The organism is Microbulbifer sp. A4B17 (assembly GCF_003076275.1).
Classification (GTDB): domain Bacteria; phylum Pseudomonadota; class Gammaproteobacteria; order Pseudomonadales; family Cellvibrionaceae; genus Microbulbifer.
This window is the reverse complement of sequence record NZ_CP029064.1, coordinates 1,210,857-1,233,092: the sequence shown is the minus strand read 5'-3', so window position 1 is coordinate 1,233,092 and position 22,236 is coordinate 1,210,857. Positions and strand designations below refer to the sequence as shown.

The following is a 22,236-nucleotide window of genomic DNA, read 5'->3' as shown; positions in this document are numbered from 1 at the left end:
AGTGGGGGCTGATTATACGGGGATCGGGGGAACGGACAAATTACAGGGGTGCCGCAATGAGACCAGCAGCACCCCAGGCAGGGTAAAAGCGACGCCTGATCAGGCCTCCAGCACTGGAACCTCGCGGCCCAAACCGCGGTAGAACTCCGCGACATAAGCCTCCAGTTCATTGGCGGCAATGGCATCGCGCAGCTTTTGCATCAGACGCTGGTAGTGGCGCAAATTGTGAATCGTATTCAGTTGCGCACCGAGAATTTCACCACAGCGATCCAGGTGGTGCAGGTATGCGCGGGAGAAATTCTCGCAGGTGTAGCAATCGCACTCTTCCTCCAAGGGACCGGTATCGTGACGGTGCCTGGCGTTGCGGATTTTCACCACACCCTCGAAGGTAAACAGGTGGCCGTTGCGCGCATTGCGAGTGGGCATGACGCAGTCGAACATATCCACACCGCGACGCACCGCCTCGACAATATCCTCCGGCTTGCCCACGCCCATCAGGTAGCGCGGCTTATCTTCCGGCATCTTGTGAGCCAGGTGATCCAATACCTTGATCATCTCCTCTTTCGGCTCACCCACAGACAGGCCGCCAATGGCATAGCCATCGAAACCAATCTCGGTCAGACCGCGCAAGGAGACATCGCGCAATTCCGGGTACATACCGCCCTGCACAATACCGAACAACGCCGACGGGCTATCGCCGTGGGCCTTCTTGGAGCGCTCCGCCCAACGCAGGGACAGCTCCATAGATTTACGCGCTTCGTCAGTGGTGGCCGGATAAGGGGTGCACTCATCGAAGATCATGACGATATCGGAACCCAGGTCCCGCTGAACACGCATGGATTCTTCCGGGTCCAGGAATACCGGGCTGCCGTCGATAGGTGAACGGAAGGAAACCCCTTCTTCCGTAATCTTGCGCAGCTCACCCAGGCTAAACACCTGGAAACCGCCGGAGTCGGTAAGGATCGGGCCAGACCACTGGGTAAAATCGTGCAGATCGCCGTGGGCTTTAACCACTTCGGTACCCGGGCGCAGCATCAAGTGGAAGGTATTGCCCAGAATAATCTGTGCACCAATCCCTTCGATATCCCTCGGCAACATGCCTTTCACGGTGCCGTAAGTGCCCACCGGCATAAACGCCGGGGTTTCCACCACACCGCGAGGAAAACGCAAGCGGCCGCGACGGGCCTTGCCATCAGTGGTATCCACTTCAAACTGCATAAAACATTCGCGGCTCACTGGGTATCTCCTTTCGCTGGTGCTACTTCTTCTTTTTTGGCATTGGGATCGCGGGTAATAAACATGGCATCGCCGTAACTAAAGAAGCGATAGCGCTCCTCAACTGCGGCCTTATAAGCGGCCATCGTATGCTGGTACCCCGCGAAGGCGCTCACCAGCATCAACAAAGTGGATTCCGGCAGATGGAAGTTGGTGACCAACTTATCCACAACCTGGAATTCATAACCGGGATAAATAAAGATATCTGTCTCCCCCACCGTGGCCTGTAACTGGCCACTGCGCGCCGCACTTTCCAGCGCGCGCACGCTGGTGGTGCCTACCGCAATCACGCTGCCATTGCGAGCGCGGCAAGCGGCTACCGCATCCACCACTTCCTGGGAGACGTCCAGCACTTCGCTGTGCATCTGGTGTTCATAAATATTGTCCACGCGCACCGGCTGGAAAGTACCGGCACCCACATGCAGGGTAACGAAGACAACCTCGCCCCCCTTATCCCGCAGTGCCCCGATCATTTCATCATCAAAGTGCAATCCCGCCGTCGGCGCGGCCACTGCACCAGCATTGCGGCCGTATACAGTTTGGTAGCGCTCCCGATCGCTGGCATCGTCTTCACGATCAATATAAGGAGGCAGCGGCATATGGCCGAGGCGATCCAGAATCGCCAGCACACCTTCTTCTTTGGGAAAGGACAATTCAAACAGTGCATCCTTGCGGCCGGTCACCTCTATACGGGTGCCGTCTTCAAGGACGATGGTAGAACCGGGCTTGGGCGACTTACTGGAGCGCACGTGGGCCCAGATATCCGTCTCGTTGAGCACACGCTCCACCAGGATTTCCAACTTACCGCCGGTCTCCTTCTGCGCAAACAAACGTGCCGGGATCACCCGGGTATCGTTAAAGACTATCAGGTCACCAGCTTGGACCTGATCGAGAATATCTGGGAACTGCCGATGTGCAATGGCCCCGCTGGGCCCATCCAGACACAAAAGACGGCTGCCACGGCGCTCCTCGGTGGGCGCGCGGGCGATCAGCTCATCGGGCAGATGAAAGTCAAAGTCCTGACGCTGCATGGAATCCTGGAAATCTAGAAACAATGGAGAGGTCGCGAAGGTTATAGGAAATTTTAGGAGCTGTTAACTGGGGCGACAGAAAATGCGCTAAGTTATTGAAATCACTGGTTGACCCCGGCCAAAGCATTGCTATAATCACGCCCTCTTCGCACCGACCCCAAGGTCGAGCAGCGAATGTGCCAGAGTGGTGAAATTGGTAGACACAGGGGATTCAAAATCCCCCGCCCTTAAAAGCGTGCCGGTTCGAGTCCGGCCTCTGGTACCATATCTCAAACCCGCGATAGCGTAGGCTTTCGCGGGTTTTTTCGTTTTTGCACAGGCATTTTGTAAATGGCTGTTTTGTTGATGTTAACGCCAAGATGCCAACAAAGTGTCAACGCAAAATCACACTGACACTTCGCTACCTCGCAAACCTTCCAACCGTTCAAGTTTTTCACCTTTCTTCACAACTCTTCAAAGAGTGAAGTCCGAATCTTACTCAAAGCCCATACTGGCTCCAGCCCTGGACGCTTGTGACATTTCATCAACTAAAAAAGCGTGAAAATCGGCAGGCTGGGGCCATCTTGTCGATATATTATTTTTTATCAGCCCGACCGAGAGGCCATAGAGACCTGGGTACTTGGCAGAAAATTATTGGTTTGGATTACCCTAGAAACGTTTTAACAGTTTTGAGATGTGGTATGTGTGTGATCTCTATACCTACGGGTTTTAAAGCTTCCTCTTAGGGTGATAGGATTTGGCCGACACTTAACCGAACAAAAAAGTGGAAGCTACTGAAATTAAACAAATTTAATTCTGTAACAAATCCTACCTCCAGATAAGTGCTAGTAGGTACTAGTAACAAAGGCTATCACAATGAACGAATGGACAAGTTGGGAGCCTTTCCCGGACCCAACTAAAAGTGACTTCCTCATCGCTCCTTTCGGACCCGGTGTTTATGATTTACGAAATAAGAAAACAGGTGAGCCCATCCTGTTCGGCGCCAGCAAAAACTGCGCCTTTCGAATGTCCAGCCTTCCCCCCAAACCCTTTGGTTTCGGCACCAGGAAAAGCACCAGAAAACGTGAGTATGTACTGAAGCAGCTATTGAATATTGAGTCTTACCTTGCGTGAACATTAAGATCGCGAAGGAAATCGAAAAACAGCTACGAGAAAAAAAACCTATAGATTCCCAACATAGAAATCTTCATGAAGAATGAGGACCTATAAAAGGTTAACTCTCAAGCTACCCACAAAGCCCTTGCACCTATTAAGTTTGATATCTATTCAGTACCGCACCCTAATAGAGAACAATAAAGCAAAAGCTCTATAGTTTCATGGGAATATTTTGAGCGTGAATAGTGACAACGAATATTCACAGAAAGGAAAAAACTGAAAGACGGCGCAAAGCCGCCTAAATCAGGAAAACCCAAACCAAACCCAATTAGCTAACTTTGCATCTCAGCTCCACTATTTTATCCCGCTGCTAGGTATATAGGTTAGACTATCTCCCCGCCCACACATCAAAGTGCAGTCACATAGTTACTGTAAAAGCTTTAATAGCCTTAGCGAATTATGTCAATTCGATACGCTATAGGGATAGTATTGTCCTCTGACCAAACTTTGCATTGGCCGTCATGAGCGCCAAAGGCAACCTCGCTACCACTTAAGTATGCAGCCAATAATGCACTGTACATTTCCTTCCCTTCTGTAGAATCAAATTCAACGGCAATATATCTACCAGCACCATAATCCTTATAAGTCATAGTGCACCCATTTGGATTTGCAGCTTCATTAGTCAGGGTCGCAATAGCATATGTTTTATAAGTTCTTAGGTATTCTACAGGTGTCTTATCTACCGAATAAGAGTAGGCCTCACTTGTAGTCAGCATCAAACATGCTGCTAATATGGTTTTCAGATGGAAAAAATTGTTAAACATAATTGTAAACCCCCATTATCTTTATCTCCAAAGAAATCGAATGCCAATTATCTTATGATCGGCAAAGCACTGCAAATATTTATCACACAACTCGCTTTTATTAAATACATCATTAAATGGTGCAACACCCCCGACTCCTCCACTATCTAACTTCTGAACAATTCTGGATACCCACAAAATCAATAATTCTAAGCGCAGGCCATATTGATATCAGATAAATTACTATAGATAGCCAACCAGATAGAAGATAACCAATGCCTCTTCCACTCAGTGCTCAAATCTCCCTAGCGGCCACCCCCTATTACTACAGCGTCTTCCGCTGTGTGCTAAGAGCTTTTCTCTGCGAAATAGATTTACAGTCTGGTAAAAACTATGAGCATCTTCGTGAGTGGATTGAATCCAGGATGCATAATCTGACTTCAATCTTCGCTATAAACAGCTCTACTAATTTTGTGCATCCTCAAAATCAGTAGCTTAAAGCGCTATTCATAATAGTGCTTCATAACTTTTAAGCAGTTCGACTAAAAATAACCTAATCTCCTTCAATTATTTAGCGGGGGTAGCTTGCGTCGGATGTTCACTCATCCAATCCTCCATATCAAAGCTTTCCACACCAAAAGTGAAGTTAGGCGGCGTAACATCGGTACGAAGGTGTTTTACAGCTTGATACTCTTTCGAATTCCAAAAACTCTGTAACGCTTCCATGGAGGGGAATCTAAACAAAGTAAAGCGCGCTCCCTCTTTCCACTCCCCTTCGTAATGATCCATAAACTGCTCAGGGCTTCCAGCAACCAGTAGTTCACCACCGTATTTTTCCATCAGCGGGTGGGTTGCCTTTGCATAGGCATCGAGTGATCCGTGGCCTTTCTCCATAAAAGAGCTGGCAACCAGATAAGCGGGCTTTTGTTTAGCCATATCATTACTCCTCAATATTTATCGCGGAAATTTCGCCACACAGCTCGGTGCCGCGTGACAATATAATTTTTTTAAGCCACTTCTCTCTGAAGACTTTTCAAATATGTATTAATCAAGGGGCCACTACCCTTTCAATCGAGTTATTTGAGTATCAATAGCCGTAATCCATTCATCATGCGTGGGCTCTACCAGTCCCACCTCACCGACAAAACCGCTGCTCATCACAACGTCAGGCTGCACTCTTCTCAGCTTCAATAGACTCTTGACCAATAACGCTTCGCTGCCACCAGCTTTCTTAATCACCAGTGTTGACCACTTTCTGTTCCACTGAAAAAGCGTATCACCGGTAAAAAGGTAAGTTTTGCCATACGGGGATTGGTAGACAAAGCAGACACTACCATCTGTATGTCCTGGGGTTTCCAGTACCGTAAGATCACCGAGCTGATAATCACCTTCATTGAAGTAGCGGTCCGCTTTCGCGTAGTGGTTGATTGCAACTGCTTCATACTTAGTAAACATCAGTATTGAGCCAAAACGTTGCTGAATACGCTTGAGCGATTCACCCGCTTCATCGCGGTGTGAAAGCAATTGATAGCGAACACCACCTAGCAGCTCTATATGATCAAGGTCTTCAGAGTCACCGGTATTGTAAATAAGGATATTACCGTCAGGGTGCCGCAAAAGATAAGCATGGGTGTTGAGTATTCCGGAGCTATAGCGCTTCGATTGCCACAAATCGGGATATAACTGCTTCATTGCCCTTTCCCCCTGGCTCTGGAAACCAGGGCTGTACTTGAGTATTGATTGGCCAAAGCATATACAATAAGCAGATAGATTAAAGATAGTTACCATCAGATATTCTGATATGTATAACCTCGAACAGCTCCGGATGTTTGTGGAGGCCGTTGATACCGGCTCATTCTCAGCCTCCGCACGAAAACTGGGTAAAGCACAGTCCGCTATTAGCCAAGGTATAGCTAACCTAGAAATTGACCTAGGTGTTGAGCTCTTTGATCGCTCGACACGTAAACCTACCTTGACGGCAGCGGGCCAAAGGCTATTTGGATACGCCAAGGTTGTGCTTGAACAAACAGAAGAATTGAACACTGTCGCTCAGTCCATCATCAAGCAAGAAGAGACAGCTGTCCGACTAGCAATAGAACACGCTCTTAACCTCCCAACATTAGGCCAAATTTTGCTGGAGTTTCGGCAACGTTTCCCCGCCACAGAAGTCGAGCTTTTATCCGTTGCGAGCCCAGATATTATTCAGCTTGTGGACGATGGGCGTGTAGATATTGGACTGATGTTTTCGAATATGGCTTATAAGCGGGAAGTTGATGTATGTTTTGCCGGCAATATCACTGTTCAAGCCGTGTGTAGTACAACGCATCCGCTAACCAAATTGGACAGCGTAGAGATATCACATTTGGCCGCCCACACTCAGTTCATTTTGCGCGGTGTGAACGGAGATGGACTAGATCATGAAGTTCATGTGTCATCGATGATATGGACATCTAACAGCATCCCCTCCATGCTTGAACTCATCAAGCAAGGAATTGGCTGGGCCTACCTGCCTTCTCACCTGATCGAAAAACCAGTAAATCTTGGAGAACTTTATAAACTCCCCATGCGACTTGATGACAAGCCTTGGACTACGCCTGTTGATCGGGTTACTCAAAAAAATCAGGCAATGGGACCCGCGGTAAAATGGTTGTCTGATGTATTGATAAAGTTATTGGACTAGCCTGCTCAGAAGATACCCATTTTAAATTTGGGTCAATCAAAACAATCCCGGACACCCACAAAAGTAGTAACTTCAAGCACCACCCATATTGACACCGCACAAAATACCGGATCAAACATTATATAAATAACCAAGCAAATAGAGGTAAGCGGTACATGAACCACATTATTCAATTTGCTTTGACGGTCTGCCATGATACCCGCTCCATCAACTTCGGAGGGAAGCCCCAAGAATCAGCAGCAATGGCAAAGTCATGTCAGGGCCTACAAGAAAAGCTCTCAATCCAAGCGCGCCTATACTCGTAAGCACAACCTAAACTACAGCCAGTTCCTCTACTGGTACCGCAAACTAACTGAACAAACTTCGGGGTCTGATAGCCCTGACTTTGTTCCCGTGGATATCAAGTCTTCCACAGCCACTACGGGAAACCTGGGTATATTTGAGTTTCCTAATGGCATAAAGCTGGTGATCAATAGCCCGGTGTTGTTGGCGCAAATTCCGGGCCTTATGGACCTGTAAATACGATGTGGCTACCGTTTAACAGCAAAGTCTGGTTTTACCGTCAGCCCATCGATTTCAGGAAACAGATTGATGGTATTGTTCTGCTGGTGGCTGATACGTTACACAAAGATCCGTCATCCGGTCAGCTCTTTGTTTTTCGTAACAAAAAGGCTGATAAAATTCGTATGCTCTACTGGGAAGATAATGGATTCTGGCTCCTGTATAAGCGAAATGAGAAGTCGAGATTTGTCTTTCCTGGCATTTCAAATGACGCTATAGAGTTGTCGATTTCACAGCTACAGTGGCTGCTTTCCGAGTTGGACTTTACTCAGCAAGAAGAACCAGAAAAACTCTATTTTTCACGCTTTTATTGATATGTATAGAGCCTGGAAAATAGTTTCCCATAGTATAATCCACACATAAATTAACATCGGAAAACCCAATGGCTACTGGTGATACGCTACAGTGCCAGGTTGAACAACTCACATGTGAACTCAAACTCTCACTCCAACGATGCGAGCAGTTGGCATTCAACGGCGCTATCCCAGTATTCTAAATACAACTCATACCCACGATCTAGTAAGATCGCTTACGCCCCAACTTGAGTGTCTCAAATAGAATCCTCACTCACAGCAAAACAAGTGCCGAGCACACGCACTGCGGAACTGCCAAGGTTTTCTTAACCCTTCACTCCGCGCCCGCTGGGGCTGGCGCCGAAAACGGTGCGAGGTACACTTCTGCTCTTGAACTTATCCGAAGCCTAGCTCCATCGCTCTTGAGGATTCTTCTCTAAACTCACTTCTAACGGTAATCAAATCTCCTGTAAGGAAGCGACGAGATGCTCACGAGATCCATGTGGGACACAGTGCCCGAAGTACTTATCCGGAATTCAGGTGGGAAGGGATCAATCCGTTGCAAAGGCAACCGGGTGGCACCGGCGCCACAATGCGGTGGACGCCTCGCCGCATTGTGGCGCCGAGTCCTCGTCGTCTCATTCGCGCCGCTCCTCATCGCCGGGCCCCTGCTGCTCGCCGCACCGGCGACCAATGCGACGGATGGCCATGCTAGGCACGGCATGGCGGTGGAGTTCGACCATGTCTCCCCGTATGATCCCCAGCGCTTGCGAACGCTCGGGCTAGGCGCGCACAGCGACTGGCCTCACCTGGTCCAGTATCTGCTGGATGCCATCTGCTCGAGCTGCCCCGCGGGCATGCTCTGCTGCGGGTTCACCGCGCCGCCGGTGATGGTCCTCGATGTCGGCAACTTAACCGCGCATCCCTTCGTCGGGATAGGCACCAATATGGCCGCGGAGAACTCGCAACCGCCGGACAATGAGGTCGGGACCTTGGTGAATCTGGAACTGGCCACGCCGCTCGTCCGCACCGTGGTCGGGCCCGACTGGAACCAGGTACCGCATGCCCCGCCGGTGACGCCCGCCGGCCAAACGCCGGACGAGAAGGCATTCTACGACTATATCGCGCAGTATTTCCCGCTTCAGATCAACGGACAGCCGGCGCCCTGGCACCTGCGCAACGCCCAGGACACCATTAACACCAACCACGCGCGCGGGGCATCGATCGTCCTGAGCTTCTTCAATATTCCCAGCGTTTATCGCGACAACACCGGCCTGGTCAACATAAAGGACTTTGCCGCCTTTTGGATCGCATTGCTCCAATACCTCCACGATAACGGCGTCGACATGCCGAAGTATATCGAGCTCGCCAACGAGCCAAACGTGACGCCCGTGCAGAACCCAAATCAGTTCGACTACATCGCGCCGCAGGACTACGGCACACTGGTCATCGCGGTAGCCGACAGCCTGGCGAGCATGGCCTCGGACCCGAACTATTCCGCCCTCGCCGGGATCGGGATCATCGGTCCCGGCGTTAACGTGATGGAGGCGGCCACTCAGGCTAATGGCACTATCCAGTGGGTGCAGGACATGTCTGCCGCGGCGGTCTCCCGGCTCGCCGGATGGTCGGCCCACGCCTATAACGACAACGACGCCGGCGTTTTCACGAAGTGGCAAAGCTTCATAGATACAGCGCGGGGCCGCGCCGATCTGCCCTTCTTCGTGACCGAGTTCGCCACGGTGGGACTGGACTTCCCGGGCGCTCCCCTGCCGGCCGGTTGCACTTCGCTCATCTCGCCTCTCAATCACAACGACCAGTGTGCTTCCTCCAACTCGACAGGCTTCGGCGTTCGTGTCGTCGAGAACCTGCTGGCACTCGCCAATCTCGGGGTTTCCGGCGGCCTCTACTGGATCGCCGATGATAAGGACGGCTCGGCGTGGGGCCTCGCCGCAGGGAGGTTTATCGGCTCCGCCCCTAGGCGGCCCGCCTTTTACGCGCTCCAGTCGCTAAGCGCCCCGCTCACCTCTACGGCGGGGGGCTGCACCGTGGATACCACGGGAGTTCAGTCCGGCTGGACGGCCCTAGCACCGAGCTGGGACCCGACGCTCAGGGTGCCTGGCGCGGGCTTCGTCAACCCGACGGCCGGGGCTGTCGTGGTCAGCTTAGTCAACCCGACGGCCACGGCCGTCTCGCAAGCGGTGCAGATCCAGGGCGGGACCATCGCCAACGGCAGCTATAGCGGCTGCACCTACTCGACCAATGGTATTGCGACCGCGAGCGTGTCGATGCTATCGAATGCCTTCATCTATACGCTACCGCCCAACAGTACTCTTACGGTACGCTTTCCGATGCCGGGTGCCCTCGCTGAAAGCGGATCGGCGGGCCGTTGAGAGCACGATTCCGGTGATCGGCGCGACCACCATTCGCAACACCATTTCTCCAACGGCCGGAGCCACCACGACCACGACGGCTGATAGGATCCGTTTTGGCTGCTTTAATTCCTTGCGTTGTACTTAGAATTTTTCTTTAACTAGCAACGGTTGTGGAAGAAAGGCGATGAATGGTGACGAAACACCATGAAGGAATAGCTATTAATCTGGCAATTAAATTTTGCACTCAAGCGTAAGCGATCTTACCAGATGGTAGGTGAGAGTTGTATTTAGAGTACTGGGATAGCACCACTGAATGGTAGTGTTCAGGATTCTGTGTCATTTCTTTACTATTAGCAAAAAAGAAATGACCCATGACCAAAGCCACTTTCAACATGGATGCCGCCGTTAAAGCCTTGCATGAAGGAAAGACCTCAGTGGCAAAGACCGTATCCTAACTCCTCTGATCAAGCAACTCACTGAAGTCGCCATGAAGGCAGAGCTGGAGAAACACCTCACCAGCGAGGACAGCCCCAACCACAAGAATGGTTCCACCTCAAAAACAATGGAAAGCCCTGCTGGTAGTTTCAAGCTGCAGACGCCACGGGAGCGTGCCGGAACCTTTGAATCTCAAGTCGTCAAGAAGCACCAGGCTCAGCTTACCGACGAGTTGGAGCGCAAGGTCATCGCTCTGTTCGCCTTGGACAACAGCTACCAGGACATCCGCACACGTTTATGTACCGCTTACCCAAGCAAATAGAGGCATAACCAATGCCTCTTCCACGCAATGCTCAAACCTCACTAGAGGCCACCCCTTATTACACTTCTCCTGGCAAAAAATATTTTAAGGCTCAATTTGAGCCCTACGATATCTTCAAGAGGATAATCACAAATACTGTGGGATAAGAAAATTAAAAAAAGTCATTCATCTATGGCGAAATCATTTGATGGATCTTAGCTGGTTTATGCTCTACTTAAATGAGTCTATTGCCTGCTAGGCCAATAGAAAACAATCGTACATATCTCTTCTGGAAAGGTTGCACCAACTCACGGCCTTTACACCGAACACATTTTGAAGTCGAAAACATATTCAAAAAGATAGGCATCAGAATGATCTTGTTGGATTTTATTAAGATTGTTTTTAGAACCTAAAATGCGTAAGGTAAATAGATATTTATCGGTATTTTAGGGTGCAACCAAATTAGCTTTCGTTAGCTAATAAATTCAGCTCAAAACGCCTAAGAATTTATAAATAATTTATTCCCTCACAGGAGAACGGTAGCGTGACATAAGAGTGAGTAAAAGTCGCTGACCCAAGGTGCTACCAACACCAGGGGCCAGCTAACCAAATTGATAGAATCATTATCAAAGGTCGAGTAGACCAAAGGAACTTCCCCTTCATTACAGAATTAACCGCATGGACCACTAGGTCTACTATTAGGCGATCCATTACAAATTGAACCTCCTCATCTATCACTTCATCTAATGCACTAGCCAGTTTACGCACAGCACCTGATGTCTCAGCATAATCGTCGATGACTTTAGGGCTTACGGCTAAATAGCTTGAACCAAGGAAGTCCGTTCGGAAGTACCCCGGCTCAATAGCCGTAACATGGATACCAAGTGGTGCTAACTCCGCGTATAACGCTTCTGTCAAACCTTCCACCGCAAATTTGGTGGCGCAATAAATACCGAAGCCCGGTCCACTTTGATAGCCCCCGATTGATGAAAAGTTGAGAATGTGGCCAGATCGCTGCTTCCACATATAAGGGAGAACCGTTCGTGTAACATTTAAAAGACCAAATACATTGGTGGCAAACTGCTCTTCTACTTCTTTAGCAGTTAGGGCTATTTATCTTTAATTTATACAATAAAGTAATCAGATCAAATTCTAACCAATCCTATCTATAAAAACGCCCGCTAAAGCGGGCGTTTTTATAAGAGCTTTTTAGTTCTTACTCTCCAATATCAGGGAGGGTCCAGATTCTTGACGCAGCAGTATCACTACAGTCTCCTTTTGAAAGAGCGCCGACACCTTTATAACTACTCAGTTCTACTGTTTTCAGGCATTCACCAGTAGCTCTATTCTTAATACTGAAATAGTTAACCCCAGAATAGTTATATGGTCCAAGAAAATCCCAGGTCGTAGAATCACTTGGCACACTGCTTGGCACTAACTGTTCATATTTACGAACATTGGTATCGTTACTGTCTTCGATATACTTGTCATTAGTGATATCATAGATCATGTAACCACCATTATATTTTACGAGTGCCATGTCTCTCCGATCACACGGCCAATTGAAATAGGCAGTCTGACCCGTGCCTGAGTTTGCGGTAAATCTTTTACCCATACAACGACCATGCTTAGATGTACTATCCTTCAGATTGATTCTCTCCGCATTTGAGGAATTGGGTAAATCTACAATATCAAATGCAAACAATTCACTTACCGCCGGATCAAGGCTGCAGTCAACTCCAACTAGGCTTCCACTCTGGTAGTCAAGACACTGTCCGGTATCTCGATTTTGCAGTCTAAAAACACCATCACTATTAAAGTCTGAAAAATCCCAAGTAACAGAATCTCCTGTAGCAAGAATAAATGCTATTCCAGCATCTTCCGTATCTGCCATATATCCTCCACTACCATGCACAGCATAACCACCATTTTGCGGAAGAATAGCATAGAAAACCGAATCGATATCACAGCTTACCGGTGTACCGGCTTTGCTAATACACTTTCCTTCTCCGGTATGTCGCATACTGACAAAGGAATGCGTATCTGGGATATCGACTCCATCAATTTCCCAGAAATCATTATCTATTTCATCACAATTAACTGCTGTGAGGCTGGCATTATCATCAAGAGCTAAACATCTTCCTGTGCTTGCATTAACAAAATTAGGATAAGCATCTAAACCAAAATCAGCTTCTCTTTCGAGTATCCATTTAGAGTCCAGCCCTTCACCAGACCGTATAACGAAGCCGACAGAGTCTTCGCCTTTGTCTTTAAAATTGTTGTTATCAGATATCCGTGTAATATTAAAACCATCTTCAAATGGTCGGAACATAAAAAGATTTTTACTGATATCGCAAGTATGCTGTGCTTTTTTATCTGAACCGACACATAAATCAGTATCTAAATGTTTCAGTCTCACACCACTATAGGTTGGCACTGTAACAAGTTTACCATGTCGCATGGTGTCTTCATCTAGCTGGGCCACGGCCTCTGGACTCACGTGACTATACCAATCCCATGAATCTACAACCGCTGCTAAATTATGAAAAATAAGATTTCTTCTTGCTTCAGCGTTACGCCCTGAATTCTCAGAATATATTCCGCTAAATCTAATTTCATTTCGTAAATAGTCTCTGCGATCTCCAAAACAGTCGCTTTTACTTCCGGCATCACGAGTTCTATTATAATAAGAATCTGTATATTCACCGTCATCACTACATTCGCCTAACATTTGCTCTCTGTAGGCGCCCAACTCTGAATTATTAATATCTAAAGATACTGAAACCATACCTGGCATTTTTTCACTTTCAGTAACAGATATACCAAGCAATCCCAATACTACTTTATATGAATCAAATTCATCACCGATGAAGCGGTCAAAGCTTAAGAAAGTATTATAGTCTGCATTACAATTAGCTACGGAACCTTCTGGCGTAGTTAAATAAGAGTCAATAAATACCGAATCGTTATACTTAATTGTTTCTAACAGTTCAGGGTCAACGAGCTCATCACTATCTATATGGTTCCAGGTTGGATAAACTTCCTGGTTAAAACAAAAACGATTAAACTCTGTTCTGTGTAACAGCTCCATTTGAATAATGGAAACATAAGCTGGCGCAACATTGTTAACCAAAGAGTCGTACTTAGCTTTCGATATTACTGGACTTTCTAGAGTGTCTCTTATAACTTTTCCCACTTTTACTGCCAGCCCTTGATAATCATCTGCAGCATCGTCGTGGTAATACAAGTTGCCTAAGTCAATAATTTCTCTTTTTGCATCTGATAAAATATCATTTAGTTCGACAAGATAAATTTCAATTAACGACGATTCCAGATCAGAGATCCTATTATTGAATTGCTGCAAGCAACCAACAAGCTGTGGATCTGCACCGTCTGTGGTTTCTGTGACAAACCCCCCAGTTATTGAACCATAAACAATTGGATACAAGTTTTTTAATATTGGAATGCCAGAAGCGCCAAGCGATTGGTTTATTACATTGTGGGCAACAACCATTCCTATCGCTTGAGCATCAAGCTTCACAGCTGAGGTGGGTTCTCTTGAAGCATAGTCATAACAAGCGCCTGTTAGCTCCGCTGCGCTGGCAGACTGATAAGCAACAGCTAGGGCTACACCTGCACATAAGCCCACCCTTTTCATAATTTTCATTTACTTAGGCCTCTTAAGAGTTTTTTTACATTTAAATTAGAGGAAATCCCCATTTAAATTTAGCCAAATAAACTCAATAAAAGTAAGGTCCAGTTTGGAAAAAATCATGGTGCCAGACACAAGGCCAGTTAATATGGAAATCTATTCGAATAAATAGGCAATGTGATTTCATATTTAACTATTTAGGGCATTTGGACTTCATAATTTAAAACTAAAAAACCCAAAAATTTGTTCTATGCAAATCTAAAGGAAATCAAGTAAATGTCATTTGGTGACATGATATTGCTACAATGTATCAAAATAATATAATTGCAGATTGAATACTCTTTGGGCAGGCAGTGATGCTCCATACTCTTTTGACCGAAATCGTCACCAGAAAAAGGTTAATGATCTCTGGAAATCCTTTTTCACAGATAGCCTCTTTGCTGGACCCAAAGAGAACTATACCTGACTCTTTACTGTCAATTCGATAAAAACAAACCTCTGAATCTATAGATGAAATATCGCTGTCCATACCCCACCCAGAAGCCACAATCCTCCCTTCTGCTCCTCTGGCTGACACTTTCCATTGAGGCGGGTAGTAAATCAATAACGCTACCACGCATGTCCAATCCCCTTTACGAAACTACGAGCCAGTAGATCAACAAAGAAACTTTGCTGAGTTTCTGTTAAGGGTTTGAATCCATCAAACTTACAGCTTTTATGTCATATTTCATCAAAGCGGCCCATTGTATCCTTATATGCGATTCATGGGTTATCAGTCGTAATAGCTGACTGTAAGCTGTTTTAAACTGCTCGCACCTTTGGAGCGAAAGTTTGAGTTCACATTTAAGCTGTTCAACTTGAAACTGTAGTGTATCAACTGATAGTCATTGGGCTTTCTAATATGGGAAACCATTTCCCAGGACCTATACGCATCAATAAAAGCGTGAAAAATACAATTTCTCTGATTCTTTTTTGCTGAGTAAAGCTCAACATGAAAAGCAGCCACTGTAGCTGTAAAATCTATAACTCTATTGCGTCATGTAAACTGCCTAGATAGATAAACCTCCACTTCGCATGTAGCTAATAAAGGAGCCATGATCTGTTATCTTCTCAGTAGATCATACGAATTTTATCGGTCTATTATTACGAAAGACAATAAGCTGACCGGATGTCGGATTTTTGTGTAGGGTATCAGCCATAAACAGCGAGATACCATCAATCTATTTAAGAAAATCGATTGGCTGACGGTCAAACCAGGTTTTGCCTTTTAAATGGTAGGCACATCGCATATACAGACTCATAAAGCCAGCAATTTACACAAACAACACCCGGCTATTAATCACTAGCTTTATCCTATTGGGGAAATCTAATATGCCCAGGTTCCCCGTAGCCACTGTAGAAAAATTGATATCCACGGGCACAAAGACAGGAATATTAGACACAGGAATTTGTTCAATTGGATTCCTGTACCGGTGAAGGAACTAGCTGTAATTTAGGTTGTGCTAACGAATATAGGCACGCCTGGAATGAGGGTGATATGACTTTACTATTACTATTGGTTCATGAGGCTTCTCCCTCCGAAGTTAATGGAGGAAGCATCTTCAAAGTAAGGTGAATAATGTGATTTATGTATCGCTTGTGAAAACGATAATGTGATGCAGCTAGTTTCAAATGTAACAATTTATTGATGATCCATCTATTAAAGCCCGAAGTCATGTAAAGACAAAGAATAAGAGCGCTAATCACTGTGATTTAAGTCTACGAGCTTTATTTTTGGGAAGCAACCTACGATCTAAATCACATAATCTACTCATTATTTAAGATCGAGTATGGATAAATATATAAAAGCTGATAAGATCACTTTTTATATTTTTCATGGTGCAAGTGGTGAGTGCCCCAGATTTTTCTGATTTATTCCTCAATCGAAATCGACCCTTACAAGAACAGCTGTATCAGTCTCTAACAGAATGGATAGTTAGTGGCCGGCTTGTTAAAAACTCCAAGCTACCCTCTTCACGAAGGATGTCTGCGAGTCTAAACATCAGTCGTAACACGGTTATACATGTTATAGAGCAGCTAAAGAAAGAAGGTTTCCTAATTGGTAAAGCCGGAAAAGGCGTTTATGTTTCTCAAAATTTACCCTACGGTGCAATGGAGTTAGCTTCCCACATCTCACCTGGTGAGAAGCATACTGAAATTTCTTTGCCAAGTTTATCAGATTTTACTGAGGCTATGAAATCTCGACCTAGGCTTAAGTCACGTTGGCCTACCCTTCTTCCTTTCTCACCTGGAGTACCAGATTTAAAGTCTTTTCCATTTCCTATTTGGAATAAAATATACCGACAACATCAAGATAGAATACCAATTAGTGGATATGGAGACCCTGCTGGATATTTAGCCCTAAGGGAAAGTCTCGCAGAGCATTTATTAGCCTCTCGTGGTGTTCGTTGCACATCGGATCAAGTTATTATTACCAATGGAAGGCAGGAGGCTTTGAATATATGTGCTCAGACCATATTAAATTACGGCGATACCGTTTTAATGGAAAATCCTTGCTATAGAGGGGCCAGGTTTGCTTTTAATATGAAAAACGCAAAGGTGAATTTGATTGAACTGAAAGAAAACCGACTGGATGTAGGTCAATTATTAAAAAAAAACATAAAAGCAAAGCTTATTTATACAACCGCAACCTATCAGCATCCTATGGGCGGGGTACTTCCACTCAAAGAAAGAAGCAACCTTTTAGATTGGGCAGAAAAATCTAACTGTTGGATACTAGAAGATGAATCTAACGGTACTTTATCATTTGAGGAAAAACCTATTGCTGCCCTGCAAGGCATGAAAAAAAATACCTCAGTTATATTTATTGGCAGTTTTTGTAGAACTCTGCTACCAAGCTTAAGGCTAGGCTATATCATAGCTCCAAAACCTGTGGCCCCATCTTTTATTGATACAAAATCCATGCTTTCAGGGCCATGTAATTTACTTCATCAGGCAGTATTAGCTGATTTCATTAACGATGGGCACTATGTTCGACATATCCGCAAAATGCAAAATAATTATCAAGAGAAATGGGCACATTTTTGTCAACTGATTCGCACTCATTTAGAACCAGATATTCATCTTATTAAAAGCAGTGCGGCTATGTTTGTGATTATTAAGACACCCGGTTATGATGATGTTTTCCTTTCAGAGAAGCTCATTGAGAGAGGTTTTGGAAATTCACCACTCTCTCTATCCGATGCTAACAAATCGAAAATATCTGGCCTGGTATTAGGATGTGCCAATACTACACAGCTACAACGTCTGCATTTTGTGAAATACTTGGCGAAACTTATAAAAAAATATAAACCTTAAATGAGATTCCCAATAAACCTGGTGCTAGTCCAAAAACTGAAACATTATTAACTTTAAATCTGTATGCCAATTAAAAATTATTCACTATAGTTAAGGCATGGGCATAATGATTATATGTCGATTACTTTTGCCCTTAATAAATTTTAATAATATGAGTTCGCCTTCTTTGTATTAATAAAGTAAATGTGAGAACGATGCCCTATTAAATATGGCCCGTAGTAGCAACTATCTTTTTAAGCAATCTATGTTAAGCCCTACTCTTCTTCCTTATATAGCCTACACATTAGCGTGGTGCTATTGTGCAGCCCCCTTTTGAAAGCGCTGAGGTAGTGGTAGTACTCACTGTTTCTGTTAGCAAGCAGTCACCCGTTTTTCTATTTCTAGTACGGAAATAGTTAACGCCAGAAAGATTGTATTGTCCGAGAAAATCCCAAGTGGTAGAGTTACTCAGTTCACTACTCGGAACTAGTCTTATAATTATCGGCGATCACGTCTTTGTCTTCGATAGATTTTTCATTATTGATATCATAGGTCATGCACCCACCACTATATTTTATGAGTGCCAAATCACAAGTAGTATTAAAATCTGCTGTATGGCCCGCACCCGACTGGATCGCATATCTTCCACTCAAACATCTGCATGCAGATAAATTGTCTTTCAAATAGATTCTCTCGGCATTTGAGGTGATTGGTAAGTTCACAATATCAAATACAAAAAATTTTCAGTGCTAAACCAAACTTGCATCCAGTAGCAACTCGGCTTCCATTCTCGTAGTCAAGACACTTATCAGTATCACGAGTTTGCAACTGAAAACTGCCATCATTATTCCAGTCAGCTATGTCCCGGATTGCAACATCCTCAAGCCTACTGATAAATGATATAGAACCATCTCCTTCGTCTTTCATACTCTTTCCATCACCTATACTACACGATACCCGCCGTGATACGGACGAATTTGATAGACAACCGAATCTCAACTGCGGCGTTACCACTACCAATACGCACATTCTCACCAGTATGCTGCATACTTACCCAGAGGGGTGTATCGAGAATATCGAATCCGTCAATTTCCCAAATATAACCTACTATTTCATCACAACTAACTGCAGTAAGCAGCATTAACATAGGTACTGGCATTAGCGAATATGCATCTTGTACTCATCAATAATGCTTAGTGGGACTTGTAATAAAGATCACTTGACCGGAGCTAAATAATTTCTCGCAACCGTTCATTATCTTGTGATAGTAGACCTCATAATACTTACACTACAAGTCCTATACTTGGCGATTTTTGGAGCGGATAAGCCGTATCTCTTTAACTAATAAAAGGTCCAGTTTGGAAAAATCCATGGTACCAGCAACTTAAGATCAGCTTAAGATGGTAAGCTCTAAGAATAAGATTAGGATAGATTAAACCCCTATTACAACTGGGCGTTTTTAAGTCAAACTGACTTTAATTTAATTCTTAGTCACTTACAAATAACTAAAGTTTTTGCTAGAAATGATTATCTTATTTTTAACTAAAATTCAGCAAAAGAAAAAAATACAACTAACGAAATATATACTTTTTTATGCTTTTTACAAAAAAATCAGATAAGAATTCAGATATTTATAATCACTAATTCCCATCATTTTTTTTGATATTTAATGGTTCCAGCGGTGAGTGCCCCAGATTTTTCTGATTTATTTCTCGATAGAAATCAACCTCTTCAAAAACAGCTTTATAAAGTCTTAACCAATTGGATAACTAATGGACGATTAGCAGCAGGTGCAAAGCTGCCCTCATCAAGAAGAATGTCTGAGTGTTTAAAAATCAGTCGCAATACTGTCACTCAAGTAATAGAACAATTAAAGAATGAAGGATTCCTTTTCAGTAGAGCAGGTACAGGGGTTTTTGTATCCTACCAACTACCACACTGCGTAAATTCTAAAATAAACAATCTACAATTTGGCAACTCAAATAATTGGAGTGACCTTCCTGCATTATCTAAACATAGTGAGATATTAAAATTGCAGTCTCCTCAATTATTACAATGGCCTTCAAATCTTCCTTTTTCACCGGGTGTTCCAGATTTAAGAGCTTTCCCTTTTTCTATTTGGAATAAAATATATCGACAGCATCAGGACAGAGTATCAATTAGTGGATATGGAGAGCCAATAGGATATTTTCCTTTAAGAGAAAAACTTTCAGAATATTTACTTTTATCTCGTGGCGTTCGCTGCTCTCCAGATCAGATTATTATAACTAACGGTAGGCAGGAAGCCGTAAATATTTGTGCCCAGACTATATTAAACTACGGTGATACTGTACTCATGGAAAATCCAGGATACAGAGGAGCCCGAATTGCTTTTGGCTCAATGAATGCAAAAATAAGACTGATTGAATTAAAAGAGAATCGTCTGGATGTATGTCAAATATTAAAGGAAAATTTAGGAGCCAAAATCATCTATACCAGCCCAACTCATCAGCATCCTATGGGGGGAATAATTCCCCCCCTTGAAAGAAGTAAGCTCCTAGACTGGGCGGGCAGATCAAAATGCTGGATATTGGAAGATGAGTCAAACAGTTTATTTTCATTCACAGAAAAACCACAGGCAGCTCTACAAGGTATGCGTGAAAATTCTCCGGTTATATTTATTGGTAGTTTTAATAGGGTATTAATACCTAGCTTACGCCTAGGCTATCTTGTTGCACCTAAGCCTCTAGTATCCGCTTTCACCAATACAAAGTCTTTTTTCTCTGGCCCATCCACATCACTCTACCAAGCAGTATTAGCTGATTTTATGGAAGAAGGACATTTTGTACGGCATGTAAGGAAAATGCAAAAATGCTATCGGGAAAAATGGAAGCACTTTTGTGAGTTAATAAAAAGTCAACTAGAACCCTACGTAACGCTTGTTAAGAGTAGTGCGTCAATGTATGTCATAATTATAACCCCTAATTATAATGATATTTACCTTGCAAAAAAACTCAATCAGAGGGGGTTCGGAAGTGCAGCACTTTCTCTGTCCTACGCAAACAAACCAAACAAGTCTGGATTAATGATTGGGTGTGTTAACACAACGCGGCTTCAGCGCGAGCAGTTTGTAGAGTATTTAAAAGGCCTACTAAAAAAGTAAGCAAATTATTTAATCTTATATATTTACTCTACTAAGAAATTACAGTTACTTCTCTCTCGACTGCACTTACGCCAGATGGGTGCAGTATTATGTTAATTTTCACCCTCATCTCATTAAAAGTCATACTCAATTGTCACTACGAGTTCCCTGTGTACAAAGATCTTTTTTGTATGACCGAGACCTAAAATTATATAAAGACTATAAGTATAACTGTAAGTAAATTGAATCCAGAGTTCACAAACTGTACTCAAACTTAGTTATTTTTTTCCCTACATGTGTAATTAGAAGCCACTATCGTATCGTACTTAATATCTACATAGAACAGATAAATAGTTGGCTAGAATATCGATAGTTGTGCTTAAATCAAATTATAGGCAGAGTATTTGAAACTTAACCGAATAATTCAACAATGATAAAAAATATATTTAAATTCAGTCCTGGCTTTAGGTAAATATTTCTAGCTACAGGCCCAATATATGAATAACAAGAATACAATTACTTCCGGTGGTTGCTAGTGTGGCGCTGTGCAATATGAGGTTAAAGGGCCACTACGGAACGTAGTTAACTGTCATTGTAGTATGTGTCAAAAACTACATGGAAGTTTCGGCCCCCACACAAAGGCCCGCAAGGTCAACCTTAAGGTAACAAAAGATGACGGGCTGGCGTGGTATAAAACATCAGAGATAGCCCGCAGAGGCTTCTGCCAACAATGTGGATCAAGCCTCTTCTGGGAGCCATTCAATCTCGACGCAACTGGAATTATTGCGGGTTCACTGGATGGCCCAACCGGATTGAAAACTATGGGGCATATCTTCACTGGCAAAAAATCTGATTTTTACGAAATTGATGACAAACACCCTCAATTCAAGGAGTCATCAAATGGGCAGCTAGTCAACGACTACAAGTAATTCATTATTTTTTAAACAGAGAGATAGGGAACAACCAATGCCTATTCCACACAACAGGCAAATCTCATGAGTGGCCACTGTCCTTGCTTGAGTATTTAAAGATGGTAAAGATATCAGGCCGGGCAAAGGCTATGGACATCGTCTCAATTGACCAGGCAAAAGCCAGTTGGCAGATTTCTCAGGGTGTCGCAACGTATACCGCAACAAGCAATTACAAGCGTGCCGTCCTTTATATCGACAAAGAAACCACTCTGAACTGTCCTCCATAGCCAAGGCTAGCCTTTACAAGCCAGGAGCAGCCCTCACAACTCAGCTCAATACCATACCACTCACAGGCTTAAACTGTTCGTTC

Annotated in this window: 19 protein-coding genes, 1 tRNA gene and 1 pseudogene; 11 read left to right on the top strand and 10 right to left on the bottom strand. The window is 44.5% G+C overall.

What is annotated here, in order from left to right:
• Window positions 1-99: 99 nt before the first annotated feature.
• Together tgt and queA are read right to left on the bottom strand one after the other, a co-directional pair.
• A complete protein-coding gene (tgt, locus tag BTJ40_RS05395; RefSeq protein WP_202862861.1) occupies window positions 100-1,236 on the bottom strand; it encodes a tRNA guanosine(34) transglycosylase Tgt in 1,137 nt (378 codons plus the stop codon).
• On the bottom strand, window positions 1,233-2,306 hold the full coding sequence (gene queA / locus BTJ40_RS05390; RefSeq protein ID WP_108732126.1) for a tRNA preQ1(34) S-adenosylmethionine ribosyltransferase-isomerase QueA: 1,074 nt from the start codon (window positions 2,304-2,306) through the stop codon (window positions 1,233-1,235). Before queA ends, tgt begins: the two co-directional genes overlap by 4 nt.
• A gap of 178 nt (window positions 2,307-2,484) precedes the next feature.
• On the opposite strand from queA, the gene BTJ40_RS05385 reads away from it, so the two are divergent.
• Both BTJ40_RS05385 and BTJ40_RS05380 read left to right on the top strand, forming a co-directional pair.
• Window positions 2,485-2,571 (top strand) — tRNA-Leu (locus BTJ40_RS05385).
• A 590-nt stretch (window positions 2,572-3,161) separates the two neighbouring features.
• Complete coding sequence (locus BTJ40_RS05380) at window positions 3,162-3,419, top strand: hypothetical protein (RefSeq protein WP_108732125.1); 258 nt, start codon at window positions 3,162-3,164, stop codon at window positions 3,417-3,419.
• A gap of 431 nt (window positions 3,420-3,850) precedes the next feature.
• Here BTJ40_RS05380 and BTJ40_RS05375 read toward each other — a convergent pair whose 3' ends face one another.
• The 3 genes from BTJ40_RS05375 to BTJ40_RS05365 form a co-directional block, all read right to left on the bottom strand.
• Window positions 3,851-4,225 carry a hypothetical protein gene (locus BTJ40_RS05375; RefSeq protein WP_108732124.1) on the bottom strand — a complete coding sequence of 125 codons (375 nt, stop codon included), beginning with the start codon at window positions 4,223-4,225 and terminating at the stop codon, window positions 3,851-3,853.
• 546 nt (window positions 4,226-4,771) lie between these two features.
• Window positions 4,772-5,140, bottom strand: a complete 369-nt coding sequence (locus tag BTJ40_RS05370; RefSeq protein WP_108732123.1) for a DUF1330 domain-containing protein — start codon at window positions 5,138-5,140, stop codon at window positions 4,772-4,774.
• Between the two features lie 123 nt (window positions 5,141-5,263).
• Window positions 5,264-5,896 carry an MBL fold metallo-hydrolase gene (locus tag BTJ40_RS05365; protein ID WP_108732122.1) on the bottom strand — a complete coding sequence of 211 codons (633 nt, stop codon included), beginning with the start codon at window positions 5,894-5,896 and terminating at the stop codon, window positions 5,264-5,266.
• Window positions 5,897-6,005: 109 nt separating this feature from the next.
• Between BTJ40_RS05365 and BTJ40_RS05360 the strand changes: the two genes are divergently transcribed.
• A complete protein-coding gene (locus tag BTJ40_RS05360; RefSeq protein WP_108732121.1) occupies window positions 6,006-6,884 on the top strand; it encodes a LysR family transcriptional regulator in 879 nt (292 codons plus the stop codon).
• A 32-nt stretch (window positions 6,885-6,916) separates the two neighbouring features.
• Here the strand turns inward: BTJ40_RS05360 and BTJ40_RS22180 are convergent, their stop codons facing one another.
• A complete protein-coding gene (locus tag BTJ40_RS22180; protein WP_157953904.1) occupies window positions 6,917-7,078 on the bottom strand; it encodes a hypothetical protein in 162 nt (53 codons plus the stop codon).
• Between BTJ40_RS22180 and BTJ40_RS05355 the strand changes: the two genes are divergently transcribed.
• From BTJ40_RS05355 to BTJ40_RS05340, 4 genes and pseudogenes are all read left to right on the top strand, one after another.
• Window positions 7,077-7,403: a hypothetical protein gene (locus BTJ40_RS05355; RefSeq protein ID WP_108732120.1), complete on the top strand. Its 327-nt coding sequence runs from the start codon at window positions 7,077-7,079 to the stop codon at window positions 7,401-7,403. The genes BTJ40_RS22180 and BTJ40_RS05355 overlap by 2 nt on opposite strands.
• Before the next feature lie 5 nt (window positions 7,404-7,408).
• Complete coding sequence (tnpB, locus tag BTJ40_RS05350; RefSeq protein ID WP_108732119.1) at window positions 7,409-7,759, top strand: IS66 family insertion sequence element accessory protein TnpB; 351 nt, start codon at window positions 7,409-7,411, stop codon at window positions 7,757-7,759.
• Between the two features lie 554 nt (window positions 7,760-8,313).
• Window positions 8,314-10,128, top strand: a complete 1,815-nt coding sequence (locus BTJ40_RS05345) for a hypothetical protein (protein WP_157953903.1) — start codon at window positions 8,314-8,316, stop codon at window positions 10,126-10,128.
• A 353-nt stretch (window positions 10,129-10,481) separates the two neighbouring features.
• Window positions 10,482-10,855, top strand: a pseudogene (locus BTJ40_RS05340) (transposase); the annotation flags it as partial.
• A 573-nt stretch (window positions 10,856-11,428) separates the two neighbouring features.
• On the opposite strand, the gene BTJ40_RS05335 reads toward BTJ40_RS05340, so the two are convergent.
• Together BTJ40_RS05335 and BTJ40_RS05330 are read right to left on the bottom strand one after the other, a co-directional pair.
• On the bottom strand, window positions 11,429-11,959 hold the full coding sequence (locus BTJ40_RS05335; protein WP_108732116.1) for an SDR family NAD(P)-dependent oxidoreductase: 531 nt from the start codon (window positions 11,957-11,959) through the stop codon (window positions 11,429-11,431).
• A gap of 103 nt (window positions 11,960-12,062) precedes the next feature.
• Window positions 12,063-14,513: a hypothetical protein gene (locus BTJ40_RS05330; protein ID WP_108732115.1), complete on the bottom strand. Its 2,451-nt coding sequence runs from the start codon at window positions 14,511-14,513 to the stop codon at window positions 12,063-12,065.
• Between the two features lie 1,872 nt (window positions 14,514-16,385).
• On the opposite strand from BTJ40_RS05330, the gene BTJ40_RS05315 reads away from it, so the two are divergent.
• Window positions 16,386-17,855 (top strand): PLP-dependent aminotransferase family protein, encoded by a 1,470-nt coding sequence (locus tag BTJ40_RS05315; protein ID WP_192879379.1) that lies wholly within the window; start codon window positions 16,386-16,388, stop codon window positions 17,853-17,855.
• Between the two features lie 705 nt (window positions 17,856-18,560).
• Here the strand turns inward: BTJ40_RS05315 and BTJ40_RS05310 are convergent.
• On the bottom strand, window positions 18,561-18,761 hold the full coding sequence (locus tag BTJ40_RS05310) for a hypothetical protein (protein ID WP_108732111.1): 201 nt from the start codon (window positions 18,759-18,761) through the stop codon (window positions 18,561-18,563).
• A gap of 19 nt (window positions 18,762-18,780) precedes the next feature.
• Complete coding sequence (locus BTJ40_RS05305) at window positions 18,781-18,993, bottom strand: hypothetical protein (RefSeq protein WP_157953901.1); 213 nt, start codon at window positions 18,991-18,993, stop codon at window positions 18,781-18,783.
• A gap of 522 nt (window positions 18,994-19,515) precedes the next feature.
• On the opposite strand from BTJ40_RS05305, the gene BTJ40_RS05300 reads away from it, so the two are divergent.
• The 3 genes from BTJ40_RS05300 (at window position 19,516) to BTJ40_RS22175 (ending at window position 22,153) form a co-directional block, all read left to right on the top strand.
• A complete protein-coding gene (locus tag BTJ40_RS05300; protein ID WP_192879378.1) occupies window positions 19,516-20,976 on the top strand; it encodes a PLP-dependent aminotransferase family protein in 1,461 nt (486 codons plus the stop codon).
• Window positions 20,977-21,500: 524 nt separating this feature from the next.
• On the top strand, window positions 21,501-21,884 hold the full coding sequence (locus BTJ40_RS05295) for a GFA family protein (protein WP_255422859.1): 384 nt from the start codon (window positions 21,501-21,503) through the stop codon (window positions 21,882-21,884).
• A 131-nt stretch (window positions 21,885-22,015) separates the two neighbouring features.
• Window positions 22,016-22,153 (top strand): hypothetical protein, encoded by a 138-nt coding sequence (locus tag BTJ40_RS22175; RefSeq protein WP_157953900.1) that lies wholly within the window; start codon window positions 22,016-22,018, stop codon window positions 22,151-22,153.
• The last annotated feature ends 83 nt before the right edge of the window (window positions 22,154-22,236 follow it).